Raw genomic sequence first — 24,829 nt, forward strand, 5'->3', positions numbered from 1 at the left:
CCGCCACTTCGCGTTCCGCCTACTTCTTGCCGGGCTCGGCCCTGCCGGCCTCGGTGGCCGTCTTCGCGCTGTCCTTCTTGCCGCCGGCCTTGGCCCGCACCGGCTTCGCCTGCGGCGTCGGCACCACCGCGCGCGCGTTGTGCGGGAAGCCGCCCGCCTCCTCGCGGGTGAGCGAGGTCTTCATCGGATGCTTGTCGAGCACCTTCATGCTGCGGCGCAGGTCGGCGAGTAGCAGGTCGGCCATGTCGACGGTGAAGCCGTGGCGGAGCACGGCGCGCATGATGGTCTCGTCCTCGCGGTCGGCCGGCAGCGGGTAGGCGGCGATGAGCCAGCCGCGGGTGCGCAATCGGTCGGACAGGTCGTAGAGGTTGAACGATTCCTGGCCGGGCAGCCGCCACGACACCGCGGTGATGCCCTTCCACGGGTCGCAGCTGTGGATGAGTTCGAAGGGCCCGGCCTCGGCGATGCCCTTGGCCAGATGCTGGCCCGCGGTGTAGATGGCGGACTGGACGTTGCGATAGCCGGTGCGGCCCAGCCGGATGAACTCGTAGTACTGGGTGACCGCCTGCCCGCCCGGCCGGGAGAAGTTCAGGTTGAAGGTGGGCATATTGCCGCCCAGGTAGTCGACGCTGAAGATGAGCTCCTCGGGCAGATCCTCCTTGGTTCGCCAGATCGCCCAGCCTGCGCCCAGCGGTGCGAGACCGGTCTTGTGCCCGGAGGCGTTGATGGACTTGACCCGCGGAAGCCGGAAATCCCAACGGATTTCGGGTGCGCAGAACGGGGCGAGGAAGCCGCCGCTGGCCGCGTCGACATGGATGGGGATGTCGAGCCCGGTGTCGGTCTGCAACCGGTCGAGCGCCTTGCTGATGCCCTCGACGTCCTCGAACAGGCCGGTGAAGGTCTGGCCGAAGGTGGGCACCACCACGATGGTGTTCTCGTCGCAGTAGGCGGCGATGTCGTCGGGGTGCATGGTGTAGCGGTCGCCGCGCAGCGGGATCTGCCGGATCTCCACGTCGAAGTAGCGCGCGAACTTCTCCCAGCACACCTGGACCGGGCCGCACACGAAGTTGGGGACGCCGGTGCCGCCGCGCGTGCGCCAGCGGAACTTGGCGGCCAGGCCGCCCAGCATGGCGGCCTCGCTGGACCCGGTGGTGGAGGTGCCCAGCGTGTGCTGTGGTTCGGGGGAGTTCCACAGGTCGGCGAGCATGCGCACGCAGCGCTGCTCGAGTTCGGCGGTCTGCGGGTACTCGTCCTTGTCGACGATGTTCTTGTCGAGACACTCGCCCATCAGCCGCCGGGCCTCGTCGTCGACCCAGGTGGTGCAGAAGGTGGCCAGGTTCATCCGGGAGACGCCGTCGAGCATCAGTTCGTCGTGCACGATCTGGTATGCGACCTGCGGGAAGATCTCGTGTTCCGGGAAACCGTGGTGCGGGGCGGAGTGTCGGATGCCGGGCATCGCGAAGACGTCATCGGGTTCCAGGGCGCCGGTCATGTGGCCTCCGATCGAAATTCGGCACGGGTTGCCGAGGTGATGGTAGCCAGCCATTCATGATCGAAACTGGTTCAGCGAGCTACCGTTTCGTAATCAAGAGAAAGTTGCTGACAGGTTACTATGATGCCGGCGCTGATGGCCACCAGTCCGGTGGCCGGTCTGCGCGCCGCGCCGACCATGGCGGTCTGCGGTCTGGCCTGCGTGTTCCGCTACCCGCTGCCGGCGCGCTGCCGGCCGCGTTCGTGGCCGCCGAGCCGGCCCCGGGCGGGGCGGGCGGGGTGTACAAGTGGGTGGGCGAGGGCATCTCGCGGCCGATGGGCTTCCTGGCGGTGTGGTGCCGATTCGCCATGACGATCTTCTACCACCCGAGCCTGTCGGCCCATACCGCCGAGTGATCAGGAGGAATTCATGACCACAACCGCAGGGGCGCAGGAGGATTCGAGGGTGGCCGCGCTGCGCGCCGCCGTCAAGGAACTCATGCCGCGTGCGAAAAGCGACCTCGCGCAGCTCGTTTCGTTCAAGTCCGTATATGACGCCCGCCAGTTCCCGATCGAGGAGTGCGAGCGGGCCGCGCGGTGGGTGGCGGACGCCTTCGAGGCCGAGGGGCTCACCGAGGTGGGCCTGCACGAGACCCCCGACGGCAGCACCACGGTCGTGGCCCGCAGCCGGGCGCCGCAGGGCGCGCCGACCATCATGCTGTACTGCCACTACGACGTGCAGCCGCCGCTGGACGAAGGCGCCTGGAAGACCCCGGTCTGGCAGCTCACCGAGCAGGACGGTCGCTGGTACGGGCGCGGCGCGGCCGACTGCAAGGGCAATATCGTCATGCACCTGACCGCGCTGCGGGCGCTGCGCAAGGTGTACGGCGACGACTATCCGGTCGGGCTGGTGCTGGTCTCGGAGGGCTCGGAGGAGCAGGGGACCGGCGGCCTGGAGGAGTTCGTGCCCGGCAATGCCGACCTGCTGCGCGCCGACACCCTGCTCATCGGCGACTGCGGCAATTTCGCGGTCGGCGTGCCCACCTTCACCCAGACCCTGCGCGGCAATGTGAATGTCGTCGTCACCGTCGAAACCCTTTCCGGCCCCCTGCATTCCGGCATGTTCGGCGGTCCCGCCCCCGACGCGCTGGCCGCCATGATCAAGCTGCTGGGCACCCTGCGCGACGCCGACGGCAACACCACCGTAGAGGGCCTGCGCAACGACCAGGTCTGGGCGGGGCACGAGTACCCGGTGAACCAATTCCGTTCCGACGCTGGCGTTCTCGACGGCGTCGGCCTGCTCGGCAGCGGCGCGGTGGCCGACATGCTGTGGGCCCGTCCGGCGCTCACCGTGCTCGGGATGGACGTCCCGCCCGTGGTCGGCTCCGCGGCGGCCATCCAGCCCAAGACGCGGGCTCGCCTCAACCTGCGCATTCCGCCGGGCACCGAGCCTGAGGAGGCGCTGAAAGCCCTGACCGCGCACCTGGAGTCGCACGCGCCGTGGAATGCCGAGGTGACCGTCGAGACCGAGGCCACGGGCTCGCCGTTCGTCGGCAGCACGGACGGCCCGGCCCGGCAGGCCATGTCGGCGGCCCTGGAGGCGGCCTACGGCCGTCCCGCCACCACCGAGGGGCAGGGCGGGTCCATTCCACTGTGCAATGTCTTTGCCGACACCTACCCGCAGGCGGAGATCATGCTCATGGGCGTGGAGGAACCGAAATGCCTGATCCACGCGCCCAATGAGAGCGTCGACCCGACGGAGATCGAGAACATGGCGCTGGCCGTAGCGCTGTTCCTGGCCTCCTGCCGGTAGTCGCCGGTGCGGCGGGTTCGGCACGAATCCGCTTCGGCCGCAGTGGGTTACACACTTCGCGCCGCCGGGCGGCGGCCGCTCCCGCCCGGTGGCGCGGGGTCAGAATTCCGCGTGATCCCCGGGTTCGATGATCTTGAATTCGGTATTGGCGGGACTCATTTCGACCAGCCGGCCGAAATAGATGCCCTGCGCTTCGGGGGTGATGATGCCGTAGTGGATGGGGAACGCGACGCGCGGATTTACCGCTCGCAGGTAATCCACGGTCTCGCTGATGCGCATCCACGGCGCCACCGCCGGAATGGCGAGAACACCGACCGGCGTCGAGGGAACCCAGAGTGAATCACCGGGATGGACGAGTTGTGCGGGATCGTCCGGAGTGCCGAGTTGGAAGACGGTGTTGTCGATAACCGGGATGTCCGGATGGATCACCGCGTGCCGGCCGCCACCGCCGGTAATTCGGACACCGCCGACCTCGAGCACATTTCCGGCGTACACCGCCTCCCATGGCTCACCCCGCAGCAAAGCCGTCTGTGGATCCGACAGTAGCCTGGCCTGCGGATTCGCCTCGATCAGCGCCTCGATCCGATTCGGGCAGAGGTGGTCGGGATGCTGATGCGTCACCGCAATCGCATCCAATCCGGTGAGGCCTTCGAATCCATGCGAGAAATTCCCCGGATCGAACAGGATCCTCGCGCCATTGAACTCCACAAGAATGCAGGAATGTCCGAAATGGGCTATGCGCATGGCTCAACGGTAGCCCTCGGGGCTGTGGCGCAGACCACCCGTCGCACTGTGGCGCCCGCCACGGACGGCACGACCCGGCGGGATGTCCGCCACCCCGGCCAACTACGCTGATCAGCGATACCCCCGCCCGGCAGCATGGATGCCGGGCGCCGCCCCACCAGCTGAGGAGCAACGCGTGGCACGTGTCGTGGTCGAGGTGATGCCGAAGGCCGAGATCCTGGATCCGCAGGGACAAGCCATTGTCGGCGCGCTGGGGCGTCTCGGACACCCCGGCATCTCGGATGTGCGGCAGGGCAAGCGATTCGAGCTCGATGTCGATGACAATGTCACCGACGCCGACCTGGAGCAGATCGCCGAATCGCTGCTGGCCAATGTCGTGATCGAGGACTGGAAGGTCGTCCGGCTGTGAGCGCCCGCATCGGTGTCATCACCTTCCCGGGCACACTCGACGACGTCGATGCCGCCCGGGCGGTGAAACTGGCCGGATCCGAGCCCGTTTCGCTGTGGCACGCCGATGCCGACCTGAAGCAGGTCGACGCGGTCGTCGTCCCCGGCGGCTTCTCCTACGGCGACTACCTGCGCGCCGGCGCCATCGCCTCCATGGCCCCGGTCATGGGCGCGGTCATCAAGGCCGCCGAGCAGGGCATGCCGATTCTCGGCATCTGCAACGGTTTCCAGATCCTCTGCGAGGCGGGCCTGCTGCCGGGCGCGCTGACCCGCAACGAGGGTCTGCACTTCGTCTGCCGCGACCAGTGGCTGACCGTCGAGCAGACCGACACCGCCTGGACCTCCCGCTACGAGCCGGGCGCCCAGATCCTCATCCCCGTCAAGAACGCCGAGGGCCGCTACCAGGCCTCCACGGCCGTGCTCGACGAGCTCGAGGGCGAGGGCCGGGTCGTGTTCCGCTACGTGGGCGGCAACCCGAACGGCTCGCAGCGCGACATCGCCGGCATCACTTCGGCCAATCGCCGGGTCGTCGGCCTGATGCCGCACCCCGAGCACGCCACCGAGCCGCTCACCGGCCCGAGCGACGACGGCCTCGGCCTGTTCCTCTCGGTGCTGGACAGCCTGGTCAAGGCCTGATCGAACTAGATCCCGTCCAGGATCTCGAAGTCGACTCCGCCCGCCCTGGCCAGCCAGGTCGGGCGGATCGCCTGTATCCCCTCGAAACCGATCTCGCCCCACGGGGTTTCGACGGCCCGCCGCTCCGCCACCGCGGCCTGGACGCGCCGCACCTCGAGGGATCCGGCCAGTTCGGCCATGCCGCGCAGGGTGTGGATGGCCTCGTAGCTGGTATTGCTGAAATTGGTGAGTGAGGGCGCGAACCAGCCGTGCAGCCGGTGATAGCGGTCCAGCCGCTCCCGATCGTGCGGCCCGTTCACGAAGAAGCCCGACGGCACGAACAGATTGTGGTTGGCGCCGCCGCCCGCGGCCAGCAGCACGTTCTCGTCGACGGCCGGGCTCACCCGCACCTGCTGATCGGATCGCCCGGTCCGGGAGAACTGCAGGTTGAAGCGGGCGACATCAGCGCCCACCAGCAGCACGATGATCCCGTCGGCCCGGTCGAGCCGCGGATCATCGAGGAACCCGCGGAAGTCCCGGGTGCCCATGGGCACGAACATCTCCAGCGGAATCAGCTCCGGATCCAGCAGGGCCGCGCGCACGGCCTGCGCGGTGCGCCGCGGCCACACGTAGTCGTTGCCGACGATGGCCCAGCGCCGCGCCTCGAAGCACCGTCGCAGCCAGTCCAGCGCGGGCACGATCTGATGTTCGGGATCCGCCCCGATCATGAACAGCCCGTCCGGGGCCGACCTCACACCCTCGTGATCGGTGGCGAACAGGTACGGCACCCGCCCGGCCGTCACCCGCTCCACCGCGCGGCGCACCGCCGAGGTGTGCCAGCCCGTCACCGCGTGCACCATGCCGGTGGACAGCAGCGCCGCCACCTCCGCGGCCACCACGGCCGGCTCGCGCCCGCCGTCAATGTGGGTGACGCGCAATTCTCTTCCCAGAATTCCGGAGGCCGAGTTGATTTCTTCCGACGCCAGAGAAATGGCCGCCTCACAGGAAGGCGCGAAGATACCGCCGGGACCCTGCTGTGGAACTATGTTGATGATCTCGAGGGTGTTCTCGGGATTCCCGCCGAACGGGGACATCGGTTACCCTTCCCCTCGTTCAAGCGGGTTTCTGACGGGCGGGAAATATGGCGACAATTCTAGGTGGATATTCCACCTTGCATGGAGCCCTCCGAGCGGCCGAGCGGAGTTGGCTTCGTCACCTGGACGCCGCGCTGTGTGCCAGGCGGCTGACCGCCGACCAGTGGTGCATGCTCACCAATCTGTCCGCTGACATCGGCATCACCATGAGTGAGCTGGCGTCGCGGGCCCAGTTGCCGCCGTCGTCGGCCACCCGGCACGCCGACCATCTGGCCGAGCGCGGGCTCATCTTCCGGGTCGCCGCGGCCGACGACCGTCGCCGCATCCTGATCGGGCTGAGCCGCCGCGGCGAGGAACTGGTCGACGAGGTGCGCGCCGAAGAGGCGCGCGCCGAGGCCGAAATGCGCCGCAGTCTCGGAAGTGACGACTATCTGGAGCTGGTGCGGCTGCTGGGCCGCATCGCCGAGGCGCCGCGACCCGAATAGGTTGATCATGGTTGCCTAGGATCGAGGCCATGCCAGTTGCCGAGACCACCGCGACCGCCGCAGGCCTGTGCGCGTTCATCGATGCCTCCCCGTCGCCGTTCCACGTCTGCCGAACTGCCGCAGCCGAACTCGACGAGCACGGCTTCACCCGGCTGTCCGAATCGGCGCCCTGGCCGGCCGGCGGTACGGGCCGCTACTACGTGGTGCGCGCCGGTTCCCTGGTGGCCTGGGCCGACGGCGGCCCGGGCGCGCCCACCGGTTTCGGCGCCGGGCGGACCGGCCCGTTCCGGGTGGTCGGCGCCCACACCGACAGCCCCAATCTGCGGGTCAAGCAGCATCCGGACCTGGCCGTGGCGGGCTGGCAGCTGGTCGGGCTGGAGCCTTACGGCGGCGCCTGGCTGAACTCGTGGCTGGACCGCGATCTCGGTGTCTCCGGGCGGCTGTCGGTCCGTGACGGAAATGCGGTGCGGGAGCGGCTGATTCGCATCGACGAACCGATCCTGCGGGTCCCGCAGCTGGCCATCCACCTCTCCGACGACCGGCGCGGGGTGCAGCTGGACCCGCAGCGGCACGTGAACGGGGTGTGGGGGATCGGCGGCGAGCCGCGCTCGTTCCTGAGCTTCGTCGCCGAACACGCCGGCATCGATCCGGGCGCGGTGCTGGGCTGGGAACTGATGACCCACGATCTGGTGCCGTCCCGCCTGATCGGGCGCGACCTGGACCTGATCAGCGCGCCCCGGCTGGACAATCAGGGCACCTGCTACGCCGGGCTGCGCGCTTTCCTGGCCGCCGTCGAGGCGCCCGGCGCGGCGGTGCCGGTGCTGGCCATGTTCGACCACGAGGAGGTCGGCAGCCAGTCCGACCGCGGCGCCCAGTCCGGGCTGCTGCCCACGGTGCTGGAGCGCATCGTGCTCGCCCGCGGCGGCGGTCGCGCGGAATACCTGGCGGCCCTGGCAGATTCGGTGTGCGCCTCCGGCGACATGGCGCACGCGACGCACCCCAACTACCCGGACCGGCACGAGCCCTCGCACCGCATCGAGGTGAACGGCGGGCCGGTGCTCAAGGTCAACCAGAACCTGCGCTACGCCACCGACGCGGCCGGCGCGGGCGCTTTCGCCCTGGCCTGCGCGCAGGCGAGCGTGCCGTTGCAGCGCTACGTGCACCGGGCCGATCTGCCGTGCGGCTCGACCATCGGGCCGATGACCGCGGCCCGCACCGGCATGTCCACCGTGGATGTCGGCGCGGCCCAGCTGGCCATGCACTCGGCGCGCGAAATGATGGGCGCGGCAGACGTTCCCGCGTACGCGGCCGCGCTCGCGGCCTTCCTCACGCCCGAAGCGACTCGCTGAAAGCGCTGAAAGACAAGGGGTCCGGGGCTCGGCCCCGGACCCCTTCGCTTTCGCGGTGAGCGCCTACGCGTTGAGCAGCGCGGCTTTCTCCGGGTCGGGCTTCGGGTGGTAGGTCAACGCCGCCACCACGAAGATGGCGAAGGTGAACAGGACGTAGCTGTTGCCGACGAGCTGCTGCCACCAGTTCCAGGTGAGTTCGCGATCGTGGTCGTGGGGGAGCAGCCACATCGGCCCGACGGCGAACATGACCACCGCCAGGCCGGCCGCGCCCAGGAACCACGGGTTGCGGCGGCCCCGGGCGACGGCGTCGGCGGCCACGAACAGCGCGGGCGCGATCCACACCCAGTGGTGCGACCAGGAGACCGGGGAAACCAGCAGCACCGCAGCCGCGTTCACCATCAGGGCCGCGACTGTCGCGCCGACATCCAGGAGCCGCTTCATCCACAGCGCGGCCAGGGCCACCGCGGCCACCGACAGCACCAGCCAGAGCAGCGTCGAGATCGAGGTGGAGTAGCCGAGCCGGAACACGAAGCCCTTGATGGACTGGTTGCCCGCGTACCAGGGCGGGCCGATGCGGCCGGTGTCGGACAGCGTGTGGAACCAGTACTGCGGCGAATCGTGCGGGAAGAGCACGAAACCCACGGCCACCGCGCCGATGGCGGACAGCACCAGGGTGATGGCGCCCTTCCAGTCCTTGCGCAGCAGGAAGTAGAGGAGATAGCCGCCGGGGGTCAGCTTCACCGACACCGCGATGCCGATCAGCATGCCGCGCGGCCAGAAGGGCTTGCGCACCAGGCAGTCCAGCGCGACCGCGGCCATCAGCACCAGATTGATCTGCCCGAACCCGTAGGTCTGGCGGATCGGTTCCAGCAGCTGCAGCACCCCGACCGCGCCGACCACGACGGCCAGCCGGGTCTGCCAGGCCAGGCTCGGCCGGATCCGGTCCAGCACCACCCACAGCGTCGCGCCCAGCGAGGCGATGGAGACGGCGAGTACCGCCCACTCCGCGATCCCCAGCGGCATCAGCGCCAGCGGCGCGAAGAACAGCGCGGCCAGCGGCGGATACGTGAAGGGCAGCCCGAGTCCGTACACCGGCGGCATCGGGCCGTACAGATCCTTGCCGTCGAGCCAGGCCCGCGCGCCGTTCCGATACACCTGCAAGTCGATGTACCCGTGCCAGAGTTGGGCCTGATAACTGATCACCGCGGATACCGCGAAGAGCGCGACCGCGATCGCCAGCAGCTGTCCCTGCCGCCGCGTCAGCCCTCCAGGCGTGGCCACGGGCTTTTCGGTCGGATCCGCGACCCCGGATCGATCGTTCACCGCCACAGAGTAGCGGGTGGAGGGCCCGTACTCGGGCGGTGGCCCGAGACGTATGTGACTGCCGGCACGCGTTCACGACCGCGACGGCACCTGAGCTGCGCGCTGGAGTCCCGGGGAGGCGGGGGAGCAGACGAGATTGCCAGGCAATTAGACTCGGTTCGTATCTCGCCGACATCCAGCAACGCCGGCTTTCGCTTCCGACCTGCCCGGCCGAAAGGACTCTGGTATTCCCGTGACCAGCCACGTCGATACCGTCAGCAACGCCGCGGCCACCTCGGACCACCCGCAGCCCTACAAGGAACTCGGCCTCAAAGATGACGAGTACGCCCGGATCAAGGAGATCCTGGGCCGGCGTCCCACCGACGCCGAGCTCGCCATGTACTCGGTGATGTGGTCGGAGCACTGCTCGTACAAGTCCTCCAAGGTGCACCTGCGCTACTTCGGTGAGACCACCACGGAGGAGATGAAGAAGTCGATGCTCGCGGGCATCGGCGAGAACGCGGGTGTGGTGGACATCGGCGGCGGCTGGGCGGTGACCTTCAAGGTCGAGTCCCACAACCACCCCTCGTATGTGGAGCCCTATCAGGGCGCGGCCACCGGCGTCGGCGGCATCGTGCGCGACATCATGGCGATGGGCGCGCGCCCGATCGCGGTGATGGACCAGCTGCGCTTCGGCGCGGCCGATCACCCGGACACCCGGCGCGTGGTCGACGGCGTGGTGCGCGGCGTCGGCGGTTACGGCAACTCGCTGGGCCTGCCGAATGTGGGCGGCGAGACCGTGTTCGATTCGTCCTACCAGGGCAACCCGCTCGTCAACGCGCTGTGCGCGGGCGTCATGCGGGTCGAGGACCTGCACCTGGCCTTCGCCTCCGGTGAGGGCAACAAGATCATCCTGTTCGGCGCGCGGACCGGTCTCGACGGCATCGGCGGCGTGTCCGTGCTGGCCTCGGACACCTTCTCCGGCGACGAATCCGGTTCCGGCCGTAAGAAACTCCCGAGCGTGCAGGTCGGCGACCCGTTCGCCGAGAAGGTCCTCATCGAGTGCTGTCTCGAGCTGTACCACGCCGGGCTCGTGGTCGGCATCCAGGACCTCGGCGGCGCCGGACTGTCCTGCGCCACCTCCGAACTCGCGGCGGCCGGCGACGGCGGCATGCACATCGAGCTGGACCAGGTGCCGCTGCGCGCCGCCAATATGACTCCCGCCGAGATCCTTTCGAGCGAGTCGCAGGAGCGCATGTGCGCGGTCGTCACCCCCGAGAATGTGGACGCCTTCATGGAGGTCTGCAAGAAGTGGGATGTCACCGCCACCGTCATCGGTGAGGTCACCGACGGCGAGCGGCTGATCATCACCTGGCACGGCGAGACCGTGGTGGACGTGCCGCCGCGCACCGTCGCCCACCAGGGCCCGGTCTACGAGCGCCCGGTCGAGCGGCCCGCGGATCAGGATGCGCTGAACGCGGATTCGGCCGCGCGCCTGAACCGGCCCAAGACCGGCGACGAACTGCGCGACACCCTGCTGAAGATGCTGGCCAGCCCGCAGCTGTGCTCGCGCAAGTGGATCACCGAGCAGTACGACCGCTACGTGCGCGGCAACACCGTGCTCGCCGAGCACGCCGACGCCGGTGTCATCCGCATCGACGAGGAGACCGGCCGCGGCATCGCGCTGGCCACCGACGCCTCGGGCCGCTACACCAAGCTGGACCCGTACACCGGCGCGCAGCTGGCGCTGGCCGAGGCCTTCCGCAATGTCGCCGTCACCGGCGCCACCCCCAAGGCCGTCACCAACTGCCTCAACTTCGGTTCGCCGGAGGACCCGGGCGTCATGTGGCAGTTCCAGCAGGCCGTGCGCGGTCTCGCGGACGGCTGTGCGGCCCTGGGCATTCCGGTCACCGGCGGCAACGTGTCCTTCTACAACCAGACCGGCCAGACCGCCATCCTGCCGACCCCGGTGGTGGGCGTGCTCGGCGTCATCGACGACGTGCACCGCCGCATCCCGACCGGGCTGGGCACCGAGCCGGGCGAGACCCTCATCCTGCTCGGCGAGACCCGCGACGAGCTGGACGGCTCCATCTGGGCGCAGGTCGAGCACGACCACCTCGGCGGCCTGCCGCCCCAGGTCGACCTGGCCCGCGAGCAGCTGATCTCCGAGATCCTGGTCTCGGGCTCCCGTGACGGCATGGTCTCCGCCGCCCACGACCTCTCCGAGGGTGGCCTGATCCAGACCGTCGTGGAGGCCGCGCTGGCCGGCGAAACCGCCTGCCGCATCATCATTCCCGAGGGCGCCGACCCGTTCGTCACCCTCTTCTCCGAGTCCGCGGGCCGAGTCCTGGTGGCCGTGCCGCGCTCGGAGGAGACCCGCTTCACCAAGATGTGCGATGCCCGCGGCCTGCCGTGGGTCCGCATCGGCGTGGTCGACGACGGTTCGGACTCGGTCGAGGTGCAGGGCCAGTTCAGCGTGAAGCTGGACGACCTGCGCGCCGCCCACGAGGGCACCCTGCCCGCACTGTTCGGCAACTCCGAGCACTGATCCGGCGGCTCACCGGACACCACGACGCCCGCCGAATCCGCTACTGCTCGTATCGGATTCGGCGGGCGTTTTCGTTCTCGGTGCCGGGGGCTACCGGAACAGGCTGCTCAGCAGTGGGCCGATCACCGGAATCGAGTTCGCGCTCCCCGTTCCGCCGGTGGGCGGGGTCGGCGTGCAACTGGCTCCAGCGGGAGCGCTCTGCACGACGTTGATGTTGGTCAGCATGTCATCGATGGCGGCATTGGGACCGAGCGTCGGGTCGTAGGCGTACGCCACGAGGGTTGTGGCTCCTACGTAGGTAGGCGTCCATTTCACGGTCATACCTTGGCCGGCGGTGTACGGCAGAGTAGCGATCTCGGTGTTGAATCCCTGCGGATACGGAGCCCATTGGAACGTGATGTCCTGGTAGTTCGATGCCTGGGCCATGAGTGCGGTGGCATCGGCGGCGGCCAGCGTGATCGTGTAGGTGGTGCCGACGCAGTAGGCCTGCGAGGCCTGAAGCTGCAGGGTCGAAACCACCGTCGCGGATGCGGTCGTGGCTGTCACGCGCCGGGGAACCTTCAGTCGGCGAATGGGCAGTCGTTTCCTGCACTGGCGCAGTGATTTTCGCTCTGATTGCGCGCGGCGCGTGGACATGATGAGAGCCCGCCGAACTGCTCGTGCCGGCGGGCTCTCGTCGTTCCCGTGCGGGACGCTCAGTTGATCTTGAACGGATCGTGCTCGGCCATCAGCTTTTCCATCCGGGCCTCATCGATGCGGTGGTGCACCTTCGAGGACTCGTGCTGATCGCGAATCACCTTCGCGAGAGTGAAGCAGCTGCTCACCAGGAACAGCGTTGCCATCAGCAGGAATCCGCGCTGCCAGATGTCGAGGGGCAGGTAGACGATGCCGATGACCAAGGCGGAGAAGCTGATTCCGAAGGCGATCATGGCCTGAGCCAGAAACGCGGTGGTGCTCTTGTGCTGTGCGCTCGGGGTGCTCATGGTCTTCGAGTCTGTCGGGGCCCGCGCCGGATCGAACGGGTACATCTACTCGAGTGCGCCGAGTAGATGCCGCGCCCGACACGCCGGTGCGATGGTCCCTCTCACATGCGGGTGTCCCCGGATTCGGGCCGGTTGCGTCCATACTTGACGGGTGCTGGACTCCGCCGACGCCCTGAACCGGCTGCGTTCGCGCGCCGCGATGGTGTATCGGCGAGGCGGACCGGTGCACCGCCGGGGCGCGGTGGTCGCGCGGAAGGTCGAGGACATCATCGACCTCAACCACACCGGGCTGGTGGTGGCTACCCTCTTCTTCGCCTGGTCGGTGACGCCGTCGCTGGTGCCGCGCGACTGGCTGTTCCAGGGTCTGATCTCCGGCCTCAACGCCGCCATCGGATACGGCGTGGGATGCCTGCTGCAGTGGTTGTTCCGCACGTGGATTCGGCCGCGGATCAAGATCGCGACACCGCCGGAGTGGGCGCGTTACGTGATCAAGGTCGTGATCGTGGTCGCCTGCATTCTGGTGGCGGGCTACATGCTGGTGCTGTCCGCCGACTGGCAGCGCGAGATCACCACCCTCATGGGTATGGAGGGCACCACCCGGGCCGCGTACCTGCGCACGGGCGCGCTGAGTTTCGCGGTCGGCGCGCTGGTGGTGGCGGTCTACCGCACCCTGCGCGAGATCGTGCGGTTCCTGGCGCGGCTGCTCAGCCGCTGGGTGAAGGTGCCGCCCGCGCTCGCGCCCGCCACCGGCGCGCTGCTGCTCACCGTGCTCATCGTGACGCTGTTCAACGGTGTCGCCACCCGCGCCTTCTTCGCGGTCGCCAACTCGGCGTTCAGCGTGCGCAACGACAAGGTGACCCAATACGCGGTGCAGCCGACCGAACCGGAGCGGTCGGGCAGCCCTGCCTCCCTGGCCGCCTGGGAGACCCTCGGGTCGGAGGGCCGCTGGTTCGTCTCGCACGGACCCGATCCCCTGCTGATCAGCGCGGTCACGGGAAAGCCCGCACGCGAACCGATCCGGGTGTACGTCGGGTTGCGGTCGGCGGGCAAGGACACCACCGAGGAGGATCTGGCGGTCGCCGAACTCGAGCGCACCGGGGCCTTCGACCGCAAGGTGCTGGTGCTGGCCACCACCACCGGCACCGGCTGGGTGAACGGGGAGGCCGCGGCCGCGCTCGAATACATGTGGGGTGGCGACACCGCCATCGTGGCCTCGCAGTACTCGTATCTGCCGAGCGTGCTGTCGTTCCTGGCGGACCGGCAGAAGGTCGCCATCAACGGGAAGAAGATGTTCGACGCGGTGTATCGGCACTGGTCGCAGCGGCCGCCCGAGCGCCGGCCCAAGCTGCTGGTGTACGGGGAGAGCCTGGGCTCGCAGGGCTCCGAATCCGCATTCGACGGGCTGGCCGACCTGCGTTCCAAGGTGGACGGTGCGCTGTGGGTCGGCCCGCCGAACTCGAATCGCCTATGGCAGCAGTTCGTTCAGCGCCGTGATCCGGGCACCCGCGAGGTGGATCCCATTTATGCCGACGGCCTGGTGGTCCGATTCGCCGCCACCGCCGCCGATTTGAACAAGCCCTCGCCGGACTGGCGCAAGCCGCGCATCGCCTACCTGCAGCATCCATCCGACCCCATCGTCTGGTGGTCCTCGGATCTCGTATTCTCCCAACCGGATTGGCTGTCGGAGCCGCGTGGCGCGGACGTCTCGTCGCAGATGCGCTGGTGGCCGTTCGTCACCTTCTGGCAGGTCGTCGCCGACCTCACCAATGCCCAGGGCGTCAGCGACGGCCACGGCCACAACTACGGCTCCCTGGTACTCGACGGCTGGGCCGCCGTCGCCGCCCCGCCGGACTGGGACCAGGACCTCGGCGAACGCATCCGCACCCAGATCGAACTCGCGGAGGCGTACGAGCGGGCGGTGAAGTAGCCGTGCGGGCGGTGCGATAGCCATGCTCGCCACCGCCCGCGCGCTGCTGCGCCCGAAAGTCCTGGCCGCCGTGGCCCTGCCGCTGATCTGGAGCAATCAGCTGCTCCCGGCCCTGCGACTGGAGGTGCGCGGCCGCACCGCCGCCAATACCGGCTTCGCCGCCGCGTATGCCCTGGCCTTCCGGGGCGATCCGAACTGGTTGTCCGCCCGCGGTTTCCGGGTGGGCGCGGCCATCGCCGCCACCGTCCTCTCCGGTTATGCCGTGGCCCTGGCCATTCCGTCCGGTCGCCGCCGGCTGGCCGAACTCGCCGACCGCGGCCCCGCGGTCGGTACCGGGGAATGGGCGGGCGTGCACATTCCCTTCGGCACGGTCCTCGCCGAGGAACTCGTGTACCGCGCCACGCTCACCCCACTGCTGGAACGGGCCGCCGGTGACTCCGGAACCGGTTCGGGCGCATTGACCTTCGGTCTCTCCCACATCCAACCAGCCCGCGCCGCAGGCGATCCCGTCCCGGCGACCGTCGCCGTCACCACCGCGGGCGGCCTGGTCTTCGACTTCCTGCGCCGTCGCACCGGCAGCGCCACCGCCCCCGCGCTGCTGCACGTCGCACTCAATGCGGGCGGCGCGCTGGCCCCGCGTCTGGCCCGCCGCCTCGCCCGGAGGGGTGTCGGCGACTAGCGGTAGCGTCGGCGAAATGGCGCGACGAGGAGCGGTGGATCCGGCGGAGGTACGGACCGCGGTAGCGGTGGTGGCGGAGTGGCTGCGGGACGAGTCCGTCGCGCCTCCGGCCCGCACCGAGCTCGCGGCGGCGGTACGGGGGACCGCACGCGCGATGGCGGCGGACGCGCCGGGACATTCGGTCGAGGTGCGGGTGCCGCCGTTCGTGGCGGTGCAGTGCGTCGAGGGACCGCGGCATACGCGGGGGACGCCGCCGAATGTCGTCGAAACCGATGCGCGCACTTGGCTTCTGCTCGCGACCGGGCTGCTCGGCTTCGAGGCGGCACTCGAGTCGGGGGCGCTGACCGCGTCCGGTAGCCGGGCGGGCGAGGTCGCCCGATGGCTGCCGGTCGTCCCACTCTGACGCGGCGCGAGCCCGGCCGCGGCGGTCAGGCGTCGGCGGGTTTGGCGTGCTTGCCGGTGCCGGCCGTCTCCACGGGCTTGCGCTCCAAGCCCTTCCGGTCGTAGTAGCGGGTGATGACGAGACCGAAGACCAGGCCGATGGCCAGGCCGAGGGCGGCCATCCAGAAGCCGCGGGTCAGACCCGCCTGGCCGTTGCCGTTGAAGTAGAGGATGGAACGGGTGCCCAGGAAGACCTGGTGCATGGGCTCGAATTTCGCCAGCCAGCCGAAGTACTTGGGAGTGGCCTCGATCGGGATGGTGCCGCCCGAGGAGGGCAGGCCCAGGATGATGAAGACGATCAGGTTGATGATCAGACCGGCGGTGCCGACCGCGGCCAGGGTGGCGGTGCAGGTGAAACCGACGGCGATGATCACGAACGCGCCGTAGAGGAACAGCAGCAGCGGCTTGTCGATCGGCATGCCGAGAACGGCTCCGATGCCCTCCAGCGCACCCGACACCACCACGGCCATCACCACGACCGCGGACCACTTGATGAGCAGCGTCTTCACCCGCGAGATCGACGCGCGCGGATAGTGCACGTACCAGGGACCCCACTCGGTCGGCAGGAAGCCGAGGGCCGAATCGATGAGCTGGTGGATGATCATCGCGCCGACCATGCCGACCAGCAGGAGCAGCAGGCTGTAGAAGAAGGCGGTCAGCCCCTCCCCGGAACCGCCCGGCAGCGGCCGGAATTGGTCCACCACGATGTTCAGCGGCTGGGCCAATACGAGGCGGGTCGCCGCGGACAGTTCGGTCGGGGGTGCGCCGGGCGCCGGCGTGAGCTGCTTGTTCACCTGCTCGGTCAGCTGCTGTCCGACCAGATCGTTGACCTGCGTGAGCGCCTGCGCGCCGAACTTCTGCACCACCGCGGTGGCGAACGCGCCGGTGCGCGGATTGGTCTGCAGGGTCAGCACGGGTTTGGCGATATCGCCCGGCACCACACTGCCGACACCGAGGATGCCGAGCCGCTTGGAGAAGTCGCTCGGAATGATGATGGCGCCGTACACCTGCGCCGATTGCATCTGCAGCTGCGCCTCGTTGATGCCGAGCACCCGCAGATCGATCTGGTCCGACGGCACCGCCTGCCGCAGTCCGTCCGCGACCTGCTTGCCGAAGTCGACGTGCTGCACCTGATCGCCGGTCTTGATGTCGTCGCCGACATCCTGATTCACCAGGGCGATCGGGAAGTCGTGCAGATTCTTCTCCGGATCGACCACGTAATCGAGGTACATCACGCCCAGCAGCGAGGCCAGCAGAGTGACCACCACAATGGGAAACGCCCACCTGATCGGGCTCAGATGCCTGCGTCGCGGAGCGGTTTCCGCACTGCCGGTGCTGTCCGTGGTCGCCACGGTCGAACGCTAACAGCAAACCGCCTGCCATCTCTGTTATCCCAACGGTGGGTTGCCTTGCGGTTACCCGTAGAATGGCTCACGCCCCCCGCCCGCCGAACAGGGAGCAAACGGTGAATCTCCCCTCCGCCGCCACCACCTCCGACCAGGACGAGAACGAACCGCGCGAAGAGTGCGGTGTGTTCGGTGTCTGGGCACCGGGCGAAGATGTGGCAAAGCTCACGTATTACGGACTTTACGCATTGCAGCACCGCGGTCAGGAGGCGGCGGGCATCGCTGTCGCCGACGGCTCGCAGGTGCTGGTATTCAAGGATCTCGGCCTGGTCAGCCAGGTCTTCGACGAACAGACCCTGGCCGCCATGCCCGGCCACGTGGCAGTCGGCCACTGTCGTTACTCCACTACGGGTTCCACCACCTGGGAGAACGCACAGCCCATCTTCCGCACCACCGCGGTCGGTACCGGAATCGCGCTGGGCCACAACGGAAATCTGGTCAATACCGCCGAATTGAGTACGCGGGCCCGGGAACTCGGGCTGGTCACCGGCCGGCTGGCGGGCACCGTGGCCGCCACCTCCGACTCCGACGTGATGACCGCGCTGCTCGCGCACGCCGCCGCCGACAAGAGCATCGAGCAGGCTGCCATGGAGTTGCTGCCGACGCTGCAGGGCGCCTTCTGCCTCACCTTCATGGACGAGCACACCCTCTATGCCGCCCGCGACCCGCACGGAGTGCGGCCGCTGTGCCTGGGCCGGCTGGACCGTGGCTGGGTGGTTGCCAGCGAGACCGCCGCCCTCGACATCGTGGGCGCGTCCTTCGTGCGCGAGATCGAGCCGGGCGAACTGCTCGCCATCGACGCCGACGGTGTCCGCTCGCTGCGCTTCGCCAACCCGACGCCCAAGGGCTGCGTCTTCGAATTCGTGTACCTGGCTCGGCCCGACTCCACCATCTCGGGCCGCTCGGTGCACGCCACCCGCGTCGAGATCGGCCGCCGCCTGGCCGCCGAGCACCCGATCGAGGCGGACCTGGTCATCCCGGTGCCGGAGTCCGGCACCCCGGCCGCGGTCGGCTACGCGCAGGGTTCCGGCGTCCCCTACGGCCAGGGCCTGATGAAGAACGCCTACGTGGGGCGCACCTTCATCCAGCCCAGTCAGACCATCCGGCAGCTCGGAATCCGGTTGAAGCTCAATCCGCTACGCGAGGTGATCCGCGGCAAGCGGCTCATCGTGGTGGACGACTCCATCGTGCGCGGCAACACCCAGCGGGCCCTGATCCGCATGCTTCGTGAGGCGGGCGCGCTGGAGATCCACGTGCGGATCGCCTCCCCGCCGGTCAAGTGGCCCTGCTTCTACGGCATCGACTTCGCCTCGCGCGCGGAGCTGATCGCCAATGGCGCGGGCCCCGACGGCATCGAGGGCGAGAGCCTCGACGACATGGTGGAGGGCGTGCGCCGTTCCATCGGCGCGGACAGCCTGGGCTACATCTCGCTCGAGGGCATGGTCGCCGCCACCGAGCAGCCGCGCTCGCGGCTGTGCTGCGCCTGCTTCGACGGCGACTACCCGATCGCGCTGCCGGCGGAGACCTCCATCGGCAAGAACGTGCTCGAGGGCATGCTGTCCGGCGCGACCGAGACCGAGCTGCTGGCGGATAATGTCAATGCCTCGGCGCTGAGCCGCCCGTAATCGCAAGCAATTCCGGTGCCCGTTCGCGTAATCGCGAACGGGCACCGTGCTTTTCCCGCCCGAACTCGGGAAATTCGCTGGCGCAGTTGTGACATGGGCGTCTCCGCGCGGATGGCCCGAATTGTGCACCGATTGTCCGGAAACGCAACACGCCGGTTATAACCGGTCGATACTGTGCCCAGCCAAAGGATGTCCACCGCGGCGCGGCGGGCCCGTGACCCGGCCGCTGCGCTGCGCTTCGAGAGCAGGGCAGTATGCGCGCGAGAAGAGTTGCGGCAGTGGGGTTTGCGGGACTGACGGTGCTGGCGGTCGCCGGCTGCGGTTCGGGAAAGACATCGGACAGCGGCGGCGCCGGAATCCTGGTCGGCACCACCGACAAGGTCACCTCACTGGATCCCGCCAAGGCCTACGACAACGGTTCACTGCTGGCGGAGACACAGGTCTACCAGTTCCTGTTGAACTTCCCCGCCGGCGAGGCCGTCCCGAAACCCGATGCGGCCGAGAAGTGCGAGTTCACCTCGCCGACCGTCTACACCTGCACGCTCAAGCCGGGACTGAAGTTCGTCAACGGTGATCCGCTCACCGCGCAGAGCGTGAAATTCTCCTTCGACCGCATGGTGCGGATCGACGACCCGCAGGGCCCGAAGGCGCTGCTGGACAACCTCGATCACACCGACGCCCCCGACGACCGGACCGTCGCCTTCACCCTCAAGAAGGGCAACGACCAGACCTTCCCGGCCATCCTGCCCACCCAGGCGGCCGCCATCGTCGACGAGAAGGTCTTCCCGCCCGACAAGGTGCTCGCCGACGAGGACATCGTGAAGGCGAAACCGTTCTCCGGGCCGTACACCATCACCAGCTACGACAAGAACAAGCTGGTCGAATTCAAGTCCAACCCGGACTACAGCGGACTGTTCGGTAAACCCGAGACCGACACCGTGACGGTCAAGTACTACGCCGAGGCCGCCAACCTGAAACTCGATGTGCAGCAGGGCAATATCGACGTCGCCTGGCACACCCTCACCCCGACCGACCTGGACTCGCTGAAGAACAGCGACAGGGTGACCGTGCACCAGTCGCCCGGCGGCGACACCCGCTACATCGTGTTCAACCTGAACACCCAGCCCGGCGGCACTCCCGCCCAGAAGCTGGCCGTGCGCAAGGCCGTCGCCGTCTCCATCGACCGCGAGGCCCTGGCGACCAGCGTCTTCAAGGGCACCTGGGCCCCGCTGTATTCACCGGTGCCCAAGGATGTTCCGGGCGGCACCGAGGCGCTGAAGGACATCTACGGCGCGCTGCCGAACAAGGACGCGGCCGCCAGATTCCTCGCCGACGCGGGCGTCACCACACCGGTCGAGCTGAACCTGCAGTACACCACCGAGCACTACGGGACGGTCAGCTCCGAGGAGTACGCCGCTATCAAGAGCCAGCTCGAGGCCACCGGGCTGTTCAAGGTGAATCTGCAGTCCACCGAATGGGTCGCCTACCAGAAGGCGCGCTCCACCGACGGCTACCCGGTGTTCCAGTTCGGCTGGTTCCCCGACTACCCGGACGCCGACGACTACCTGCGCCCCTTCTTCACCGAGGACAACTTCCTGCGCAACCACTTCGGCGATCCGAAGATCACCGCGGAACTGAACGCCGAACTGACCGAACCGGATCCCGCCAAGCGGGCCACCGCGCTGGCCACCGTGCAGCACGACCTGATGGCGGATTACCTGCCCATCGTGCCGCTGCTGACGGGTAACCAGATCGCGGTGGCGGGCAAGAACATCCAGGGCGTCGACAACACCCTGGACCCGTCCTCCAAGTTCCGCTTCGGCGTGCTCAGCAAGTAATCGGATGGTGACGACCATCGAACCCGAGGGCGGGCCGGCGATCCCGGGCCGCCCGGCGGGCAAGCGAAAGCGCGGCGGCGAAACCCGTTACGGCGCACTGGCGCGCTACCTGGGCATGCGCGCCCTGCTCATCATTCCCACCACCTGGATCCTGGTGACCCTGGTGTTCTTCCTGATGCGGGTGATCGGCGATCCCATCACCGCCGCACAGGGCGGGCGGCTCACCCCCGAGGAACTGCAGCGGCGCAAGGAGGCGGCGGGGCTCACCCGGCCCATCCTCACCCAGTACCGGGACTACCTGTCGGGGCTGCTGCACGGGGATTTCGGCCGCTCCCAGGACAATCGGGCCATCAGTGACGTCATCGTCACCTACGGCGCGGCCACCCTGGAACTCGTGTGCTGGGCGCTCATCGTGGCCTTCGCGGTGGGCGTGCCGCTCGGCAGATACGCCGCCACCAAACGGGATTCGGCCGCCGACGTGAGCCTGCGGCTGTTCGCGATCCTGGTGTACGCGGCCCCGGTGTTCTTCGTCGGGTTGCTGCTGAAACTGATCTTCGCGGTCAAGCTCGGCTGGCTGCCGGTCGCCGGGCGGGCCAGTACGAATGTGGAGCTGCAGCTGCAGCACGTCTCGCCCAAGACCAACATCATGATCGTCGACGCCATCCTCTACGGCGACACCGGGAACATCGTCGACGTCCTGAAACACGCTGTGCTGCCCGCGATCGCGCTGGGACTGCTCACCGCGGGCGTCTTCCTGCGGCTGGTGCGGATCAACCTGATCCAGACCCTGCGCTCCGGATACGTGGAGGCAGCCCGGGCGCGCGGGCTGTCCGATCGCGTGGTCACCGGGCGGCACGCCTTCCGCAACGCCCTCATCCCGGTGGTCACCGTCATGGGCATGCAGATCGCCATGATGCTCGGCGGCGCGGTGCTCACCGAAACCACCTTCGAATGGAAGGGACTGGGCTACCAGCTCGCCACGTACCTGCAGGCGCGCGACTTCGTGGCGGTGCAGGGCATCGTCGCGTTCATCGCCATCGTGGTCGCCGTCATGAGCTTCCTGGTGGACCTGATCGTGGCACTCATCGACCCGAGGGTGAGGTTCTGATGACCGTCGTCGAAACCGGCGTGCGGGCACCCATCCCGCCGAGCCGCGCGCGGCTGCGGATACCCGGTACGGCCCTGGTGCGCATGACGTCCGGACTGCAGCGGGCCACGCTGCTACTCGGGCTCGCACTGGTCTCGGGGTTCATCCTGGTGGCTCTCTTCGCGCCCCTGCTCGCGCCCTACGGGTTCGCGCAGAACGCCTCCGGCGGCGTCGATTTCGCGCGCCAGCAGGCGCCCTCGGCCGCGCACTGGTTCGGCACCTCGGTACGCGGGGAGGACGTGCTCTCCCGCGTCCTCTTCGGGGCGCGCACGGCGCTGTCGGTGATCGCGGTGTCGCTGGTGCTGTCCGTGATCGTCGGCGTGCCGCTGGGGCTGGTGTCCGGATATCTCGGACGCTGGGTCGACCGGGTGCTGGTGCTGTTCATGGACGCCATGTACGCGTTCCCGTCACTGCTGCTGGCCATCGTGGTCTCGATCGTGGTGTCCGGCGGGCAGTCCAGCAGCTTCGGCGGCATCCTGTCGGCGGCCATCGCCATCACCGTCATCTTCGTGCCGCAGTACTTCCGGGTGGTGCGCAATGCCACCATCTCGGTGAAACAGGAACCGTACGTGGACGCCGCGCGCGTCACCGGCGCCTCCACGGCGCGAATCCTGTTCCGGCACATCCTCGCCAACGTCACCCAGTCACTGCCGGTGCTCATCACGCTCAACGGCGCCGAGGCCATCCTCACGCTGGCCGGACTCGGATTCCTCGGCTTCGGCATCGAACCCACCCAGGCCGCCGAATGGGGCTACGACCTCAACAAGGCGCTCGCCGACGTCTCCAACGGCATCTGGTGGACCGGGGTGTTCCCCGGCGCCGCCATCGTGACCGTGGTGCTCGGCATGACGCTGGTCGGCGAGAGCCTCAACGAGGTGCTCAACCCGCTGCTCCGCACCCGTCGCGCCGCCACCGGGACCGAGTCGGAGTCCGAGATCGACTCCGCGGCAACCGAATCCCCGCAGGAGGCGGCCGATGCCTGAACCCGTCCTGTCCTTCGATTCCCTCACCGTCACCTTCGCCACCGACACCGGCGCGGTCGCCGCCGTGAAAAACGTGTCCTACCAGGTGTATCCGGGTGAGGTGCTGGCCGTGGTCGGCGAATCCGGCTCCGGCAAATCGGTGAGCTCCCGTACCGCCATGGGACTGCTGCCGCCCACCGCGAGCGTGCGCGGGCACGTACTGCTGGGCGACAAAGCGATCACCGGAATGAGTGAGAAGGAACTCACCGCGATCCGTGGCGGCGCCGTCTCCATGATCTTCCAGGAACCCGGCGCCGCCCTCGACCCGCTGTTCACCATCGGCTTCCAGATCGGCGAGGCGCTGCGGGCGCACTCGGGCATGAAACGGAAACCGGCCCGCGCCAGGGCGATCGACCTGCTGCGCGCAGTCGGCCTGCCCGACCCCGAGACCCGCGTCGACTACTATCCGCACCAGCTCTCCGGCGGCCAGAAACAGCGCGTAGTGATCGCCATCGCCATCGCCTGCGAGCCGCGCGTGATCATCGCCGACGAGCCCACCACCGCCCTCGATGTCACCGTGCAGGCCGAAATCCTGGCACTGCTCCGCGATCTGCGCGATCGGATCGGCGCGGCCATCGTGCTCATCACCCACAATATGGGCGTCGTCGCCGACCTCGCCGACCGCGTGGTGGTAATGCGTGAGGGGCGCATTGTCGAAGAGGCGCCGGTGGAAAAGCTCTTCGCCGAACCCGAACACGAATACACCCGCGCCCTCCTGGCCGCGGTGCCGAAACTCCATGTGCTGCCGAATAACTGGGAAGCAGCGGAGTATCCCGGTGACAGCGCACCGGCCGATGGGGCCGACGTCCGAGCCGACTCCACACCGGTGGCGGGGGCGGCACTGGCCGGAACGATTGTCCGCGAGCCCATCCCGGCCGACGCCGCCACCGTGCTGGAGGTCTCCGGTCTGGTGGTGGAGTTCCCGGCCCCGCTCGGCCGCCCGTCCTTCCGAGCCGTGAACGAGGTCGGTCTCACCCTGCGCCGCGGCGAAACCCTCGGACTGGTAGGCGAATCCGGCTCCGGCAAGTCCACCATCGGCCGCTGCGTGGCCGGTCTGCAGCGGCCCACCGCGGGCAGCGTGCGGGTGCTCGGCACCGATATCGCGGGCCTCTCCGAACGCCGGCTGCGGCCCCTCCGCCGCCGCTTCGGCTTCGTCTTCCAGGACCCGGCCACCTCCCTCAACCCGCGCCTCACCATCGGCGACTGCGTGGCCGAACCGCTGCTGGTGCACAAGCAGGCCAGGGGCGCCGCCGCCCGCGACCGCGTCCGCCGCCTCCTCGACGACGTACAGCTCCCGGCCGGGGTGGAAAAGCGCTATCCGCACGAGCTTTCCGGCGGCCAGCGCCAGCGGGTCAGCCTGGCCCGGGCCCTGGTGCTCAATCCGGACCTGCTGGTCGCCGACGAACCCACCAGCGCCCTGGACGTCTCCGTCCAGGCCCGGGTGCTCGAGCTGTTCGCCGGCCTCCAGCGTGAGTTCGGCTGGGCCTGCCTGTTCATCAGCCACGACCTCGCCGTGGTGGATCAGCTGGCCGACCGGATGGTGGTGCTGCGCAACGGGACCGTCATCGAACAGGGCAGCAACGACGATATCCTGCGCGATCCACGCGAGGACTACACCCGCCGCCTGGTCGCCGCAGTCCCAGTCCCCGACCCGGTGGAGCAACGGCGTCGACATCGTTACGAAACGTGACAACAGATCTCTTGGCGCTATGGGTAACTCACCGGGTACGTCCAAAATGGATTCGGCACCCAACCGGCGGCACGGGTGCCGAGCCCGACGGCTCTATGCCCCCCGCTGCATTCTCGGGGAGGCGGGTGAGCCCGCTGAATTCCCGGGGAGACGGGTGAGTCCGCTGAGGTCTCAGGGGAGGCGGGTGAGCCCGCTGAATTCTCG

At 68.6% G+C, this 24,829-nt stretch carries 22 protein-coding genes; 15 read left to right on the forward strand and 7 right to left on the reverse strand.

The window, feature by feature from the left end:
- Positions 1–19 precede the first annotated feature (19 nt).
- A complete protein-coding gene (gad, locus tag ON33_RS03270; RefSeq protein WP_083868553.1) occupies positions 20–1,492 on the reverse strand; it encodes a glutamate decarboxylase in 1,473 nt (490 codons plus the stop codon).
- Positions 1,493–1,548: 56 nt separating this feature from the next.
- On the opposite strand from gad, the gene ON33_RS03275 reads away from it, so the two are divergent.
- Both ON33_RS03275 and ON33_RS03280 read left to right on the forward strand, forming a co-directional pair.
- Complete coding sequence (locus tag ON33_RS03275; protein ID WP_040854814.1) at positions 1,549–1,887, forward strand: hypothetical protein; 339 nt, start codon at positions 1,549–1,551, stop codon at positions 1,885–1,887.
- Positions 1,888–1,900: 13 nt separating this feature from the next.
- Complete coding sequence (locus ON33_RS03280) at positions 1,901–3,283, forward strand: dipeptidase (protein ID WP_040854817.1); 1,383 nt, start codon at positions 1,901–1,903, stop codon at positions 3,281–3,283.
- Positions 3,284–3,382: 99 nt separating this feature from the next.
- Here ON33_RS03280 and ON33_RS03285 read toward each other — a convergent pair whose 3' ends face one another.
- Positions 3,383–4,027 carry an MBL fold metallo-hydrolase gene (locus ON33_RS03285; protein ID WP_040854820.1) on the reverse strand — a complete coding sequence of 215 codons (645 nt, stop codon included), beginning with the start codon at positions 4,025–4,027 and terminating at the stop codon, positions 3,383–3,385.
- A 175-nt stretch (positions 4,028–4,202) separates the two neighbouring features.
- On the opposite strand from ON33_RS03285, the gene purS reads away from it, so the two are divergent.
- Entirely contained in the window at positions 4,203–4,436 is a 234-nt protein-coding gene (purS, locus tag ON33_RS03290) for a phosphoribosylformylglycinamidine synthase subunit PurS (protein WP_040803258.1), read from the forward strand.
- Positions 4,433–5,110 carry a phosphoribosylformylglycinamidine synthase subunit PurQ gene (gene purQ, locus ON33_RS03295; protein WP_040854823.1) on the forward strand — a complete coding sequence of 226 codons (678 nt, stop codon included), beginning with the start codon at positions 4,433–4,435 and terminating at the stop codon, positions 5,108–5,110. Before purS ends, purQ begins: the two co-directional genes overlap by 4 nt.
- Before the next feature lie 5 nt (positions 5,111–5,115).
- Here purQ and ON33_RS03300 read toward each other — a convergent pair whose 3' ends face one another.
- The gene (locus ON33_RS03300) at positions 5,116–6,183 is read right to left on the reverse strand and encodes a substrate-binding domain-containing protein (protein WP_040854826.1); all 1,068 of its coding nucleotides are present in this window, start codon (positions 6,181–6,183) and stop codon (positions 5,116–5,118) included.
- A 77-nt stretch (positions 6,184–6,260) separates the two neighbouring features.
- Between ON33_RS03300 and ON33_RS03305 the strand changes: the two genes are divergently transcribed.
- Entirely contained in the window at positions 6,261–6,668 is a 408-nt protein-coding gene (locus ON33_RS03305) for a MarR family winged helix-turn-helix transcriptional regulator (protein WP_245550278.1), read from the forward strand.
- Between the two features lie 29 nt (positions 6,669–6,697).
- Positions 6,698–8,017 (forward strand): M18 family aminopeptidase, encoded by a 1,320-nt coding sequence (locus ON33_RS03310; RefSeq protein WP_040854831.1) that lies wholly within the window; start codon positions 6,698–6,700, stop codon positions 8,015–8,017.
- 63 nt (positions 8,018–8,080) lie between these two features.
- Here ON33_RS03310 and ON33_RS03315 read toward each other — a convergent pair whose 3' ends face one another.
- Complete coding sequence (locus ON33_RS03315) at positions 8,081–9,340, reverse strand: glycosyltransferase 87 family protein (RefSeq protein WP_083868557.1); 1,260 nt, start codon at positions 9,338–9,340, stop codon at positions 8,081–8,083.
- A gap of 232 nt (positions 9,341–9,572) precedes the next feature.
- Here ON33_RS03315 and purL point away from each other — a divergent pair, with 232 nt between their 5' ends.
- Entirely contained in the window at positions 9,573–11,867 is a 2,295-nt protein-coding gene (gene purL, locus ON33_RS03320) for a phosphoribosylformylglycinamidine synthase subunit PurL (protein WP_040854834.1), read from the forward strand.
- A gap of 90 nt (positions 11,868–11,957) precedes the next feature.
- On the opposite strand, the gene ON33_RS03325 is transcribed toward purL, so the two are convergent.
- Together ON33_RS03325 and ON33_RS03330 are read right to left on the reverse strand one after the other, a co-directional pair.
- On the reverse strand, positions 11,958–12,413 hold the full coding sequence (locus ON33_RS03325) for a hypothetical protein (RefSeq protein WP_040854838.1): 456 nt from the start codon (positions 12,411–12,413) through the stop codon (positions 11,958–11,960).
- Between the two features lie 149 nt (positions 12,414–12,562).
- Positions 12,563–12,850, reverse strand: coding sequence for a YiaA/YiaB family inner membrane protein (locus ON33_RS03330; protein WP_040854937.1), 288 nt, complete (start codon positions 12,848–12,850; stop codon positions 12,563–12,565).
- Positions 12,851–13,001: 151 nt separating this feature from the next.
- Here ON33_RS03330 and ON33_RS03335 point away from each other — a divergent pair, with 151 nt between their 5' ends.
- From ON33_RS03335 to ON33_RS03345, 3 genes are read left to right on the forward strand one after another with little or no spacing between them, the layout of a single operon-like run.
- A complete protein-coding gene (locus ON33_RS03335) occupies positions 13,002–14,777 on the forward strand; it encodes an alpha/beta hydrolase (protein WP_306307501.1) in 1,776 nt (591 codons plus the stop codon).
- 22 nt (positions 14,778–14,799) lie between these two features.
- Positions 14,800–15,456 (forward strand): type II CAAX endopeptidase family protein, encoded by a 657-nt coding sequence (locus tag ON33_RS03340; protein WP_040854840.1) that lies wholly within the window; start codon positions 14,800–14,802, stop codon positions 15,454–15,456.
- Between the two features lie 16 nt (positions 15,457–15,472).
- Positions 15,473–15,859 (forward strand): sterol carrier family protein, encoded by a 387-nt coding sequence (locus tag ON33_RS03345; RefSeq protein WP_040854842.1) that lies wholly within the window; start codon positions 15,473–15,475, stop codon positions 15,857–15,859.
- 25 nt (positions 15,860–15,884) lie between these two features.
- Here ON33_RS03345 and ON33_RS03350 read toward each other — a convergent pair whose 3' ends face one another.
- On the reverse strand, positions 15,885–17,249 hold the full coding sequence (locus tag ON33_RS03350) for a YhgE/Pip domain-containing protein (protein WP_373281014.1): 1,365 nt from the start codon (positions 17,247–17,249) through the stop codon (positions 15,885–15,887).
- Positions 17,250–17,362: 113 nt separating this feature from the next.
- On the opposite strand from ON33_RS03350, the gene purF reads away from it, so the two are divergent.
- From purF to ON33_RS03375, 5 genes are all read left to right on the forward strand, one after another.
- Positions 17,363–18,928: an amidophosphoribosyltransferase gene (gene purF, locus ON33_RS03355; RefSeq protein WP_085996662.1), complete on the forward strand. Its 1,566-nt coding sequence runs from the start codon at positions 17,363–17,365 to the stop codon at positions 18,926–18,928.
- A gap of 254 nt (positions 18,929–19,182) precedes the next feature.
- Entirely contained in the window at positions 19,183–20,766 is a 1,584-nt protein-coding gene (locus ON33_RS03360; protein ID WP_040854846.1) for an ABC transporter substrate-binding protein, read from the forward strand.
- 115 nt (positions 20,767–20,881) lie between these two features.
- Positions 20,882–21,874, forward strand: a complete 993-nt coding sequence (locus ON33_RS03365; protein ID WP_040854948.1) for an ABC transporter permease — start codon at positions 20,882–20,884, stop codon at positions 21,872–21,874.
- On the forward strand, positions 21,874–22,896 hold the full coding sequence (locus tag ON33_RS03370; RefSeq protein WP_051151591.1) for an ABC transporter permease: 1,023 nt from the start codon (positions 21,874–21,876) through the stop codon (positions 22,894–22,896). Before ON33_RS03365 ends, ON33_RS03370 begins: the two co-directional genes overlap by 1 nt.
- On the forward strand, positions 22,889–24,625 hold the full coding sequence (locus tag ON33_RS03375; protein ID WP_040854848.1) for an ABC transporter ATP-binding protein: 1,737 nt from the start codon (positions 22,889–22,891) through the stop codon (positions 24,623–24,625). The genes ON33_RS03370 and ON33_RS03375 overlap by 8 nt, the downstream gene beginning before the upstream one ends.
- Positions 24,626–24,829 lie beyond the last annotated feature (204 nt).

The sequence above is a fragment of the Nocardia niigatensis NBRC 100131 genome, assembly GCF_000308655.1.
In the GTDB taxonomy this organism is placed as follows: domain Bacteria; phylum Actinomycetota; class Actinomycetes; order Mycobacteriales; family Mycobacteriaceae; genus Nocardia; species Nocardia niigatensis.

Excerpts from the sequence above, each read along its gene's own strand:
- ON33_RS03280 (WP_040854817.1), top strand. The coding sequence starts at position 1,901 with ATGACCACAACCGCAGGGGCGCAGGAGGATTCGAGGGTGGCCGCGCTG.
- ON33_RS03275 (WP_040854814.1), top strand. The coding sequence starts at position 1,549 with ATGATCGAAACTGGTTCAGCGAGCTACCGTTTCGTAATCAAGAGAAAG.
- ON33_RS03365 (WP_040854948.1), top strand. The coding sequence starts at position 20,882 with ATGCGCGCCCTGCTCATCATTCCCACCACCTGGATCCTGGTGACCCTG.
- ON33_RS03340 (WP_040854840.1), top strand. The coding sequence starts at position 14,800 with ATGCTCGCCACCGCCCGCGCGCTGCTGCGCCCGAAAGTCCTGGCCGCC.
- ON33_RS03375 (WP_040854848.1), top strand. The coding sequence starts at position 22,889 with ATGCCTGAACCCGTCCTGTCCTTCGATTCCCTCACCGTCACCTTCGCC.
- ON33_RS03300 (WP_040854826.1), bottom strand. The coding sequence starts at position 6,183 with ATGTCCCCGTTCGGCGGGAATCCCGAGAACACCCTCGAGATCATCAAC.
- ON33_RS03285 (WP_040854820.1), bottom strand. The coding sequence starts at position 4,027 with ATGCGCATAGCCCATTTCGGACATTCCTGCATTCTTGTGGAGTTCAAT.
- ON33_RS03310 (WP_040854831.1), top strand. The coding sequence starts at position 6,698 with ATGCCAGTTGCCGAGACCACCGCGACCGCCGCAGGCCTGTGCGCGTTC.
- gad (WP_083868553.1), bottom strand. The coding sequence starts at position 1,492 with ATGACCGGCGCCCTGGAACCCGATGACGTCTTCGCGATGCCCGGCATC.
- ON33_RS03370 (WP_051151591.1), top strand. The coding sequence starts at position 21,874 with ATGACCGTCGTCGAAACCGGCGTGCGGGCACCCATCCCGCCGAGCCGC.
- ON33_RS03360 (WP_040854846.1), top strand. The coding sequence starts at position 19,183 with ATGCGCGCGAGAAGAGTTGCGGCAGTGGGGTTTGCGGGACTGACGGTG.
- ON33_RS03345 (WP_040854842.1), top strand. The coding sequence starts at position 15,473 with ATGGCGCGACGAGGAGCGGTGGATCCGGCGGAGGTACGGACCGCGGTA.
- ON33_RS03330 (WP_040854937.1), bottom strand. The coding sequence starts at position 12,850 with ATGAGCACCCCGAGCGCACAGCACAAGAGCACCACCGCGTTTCTGGCT.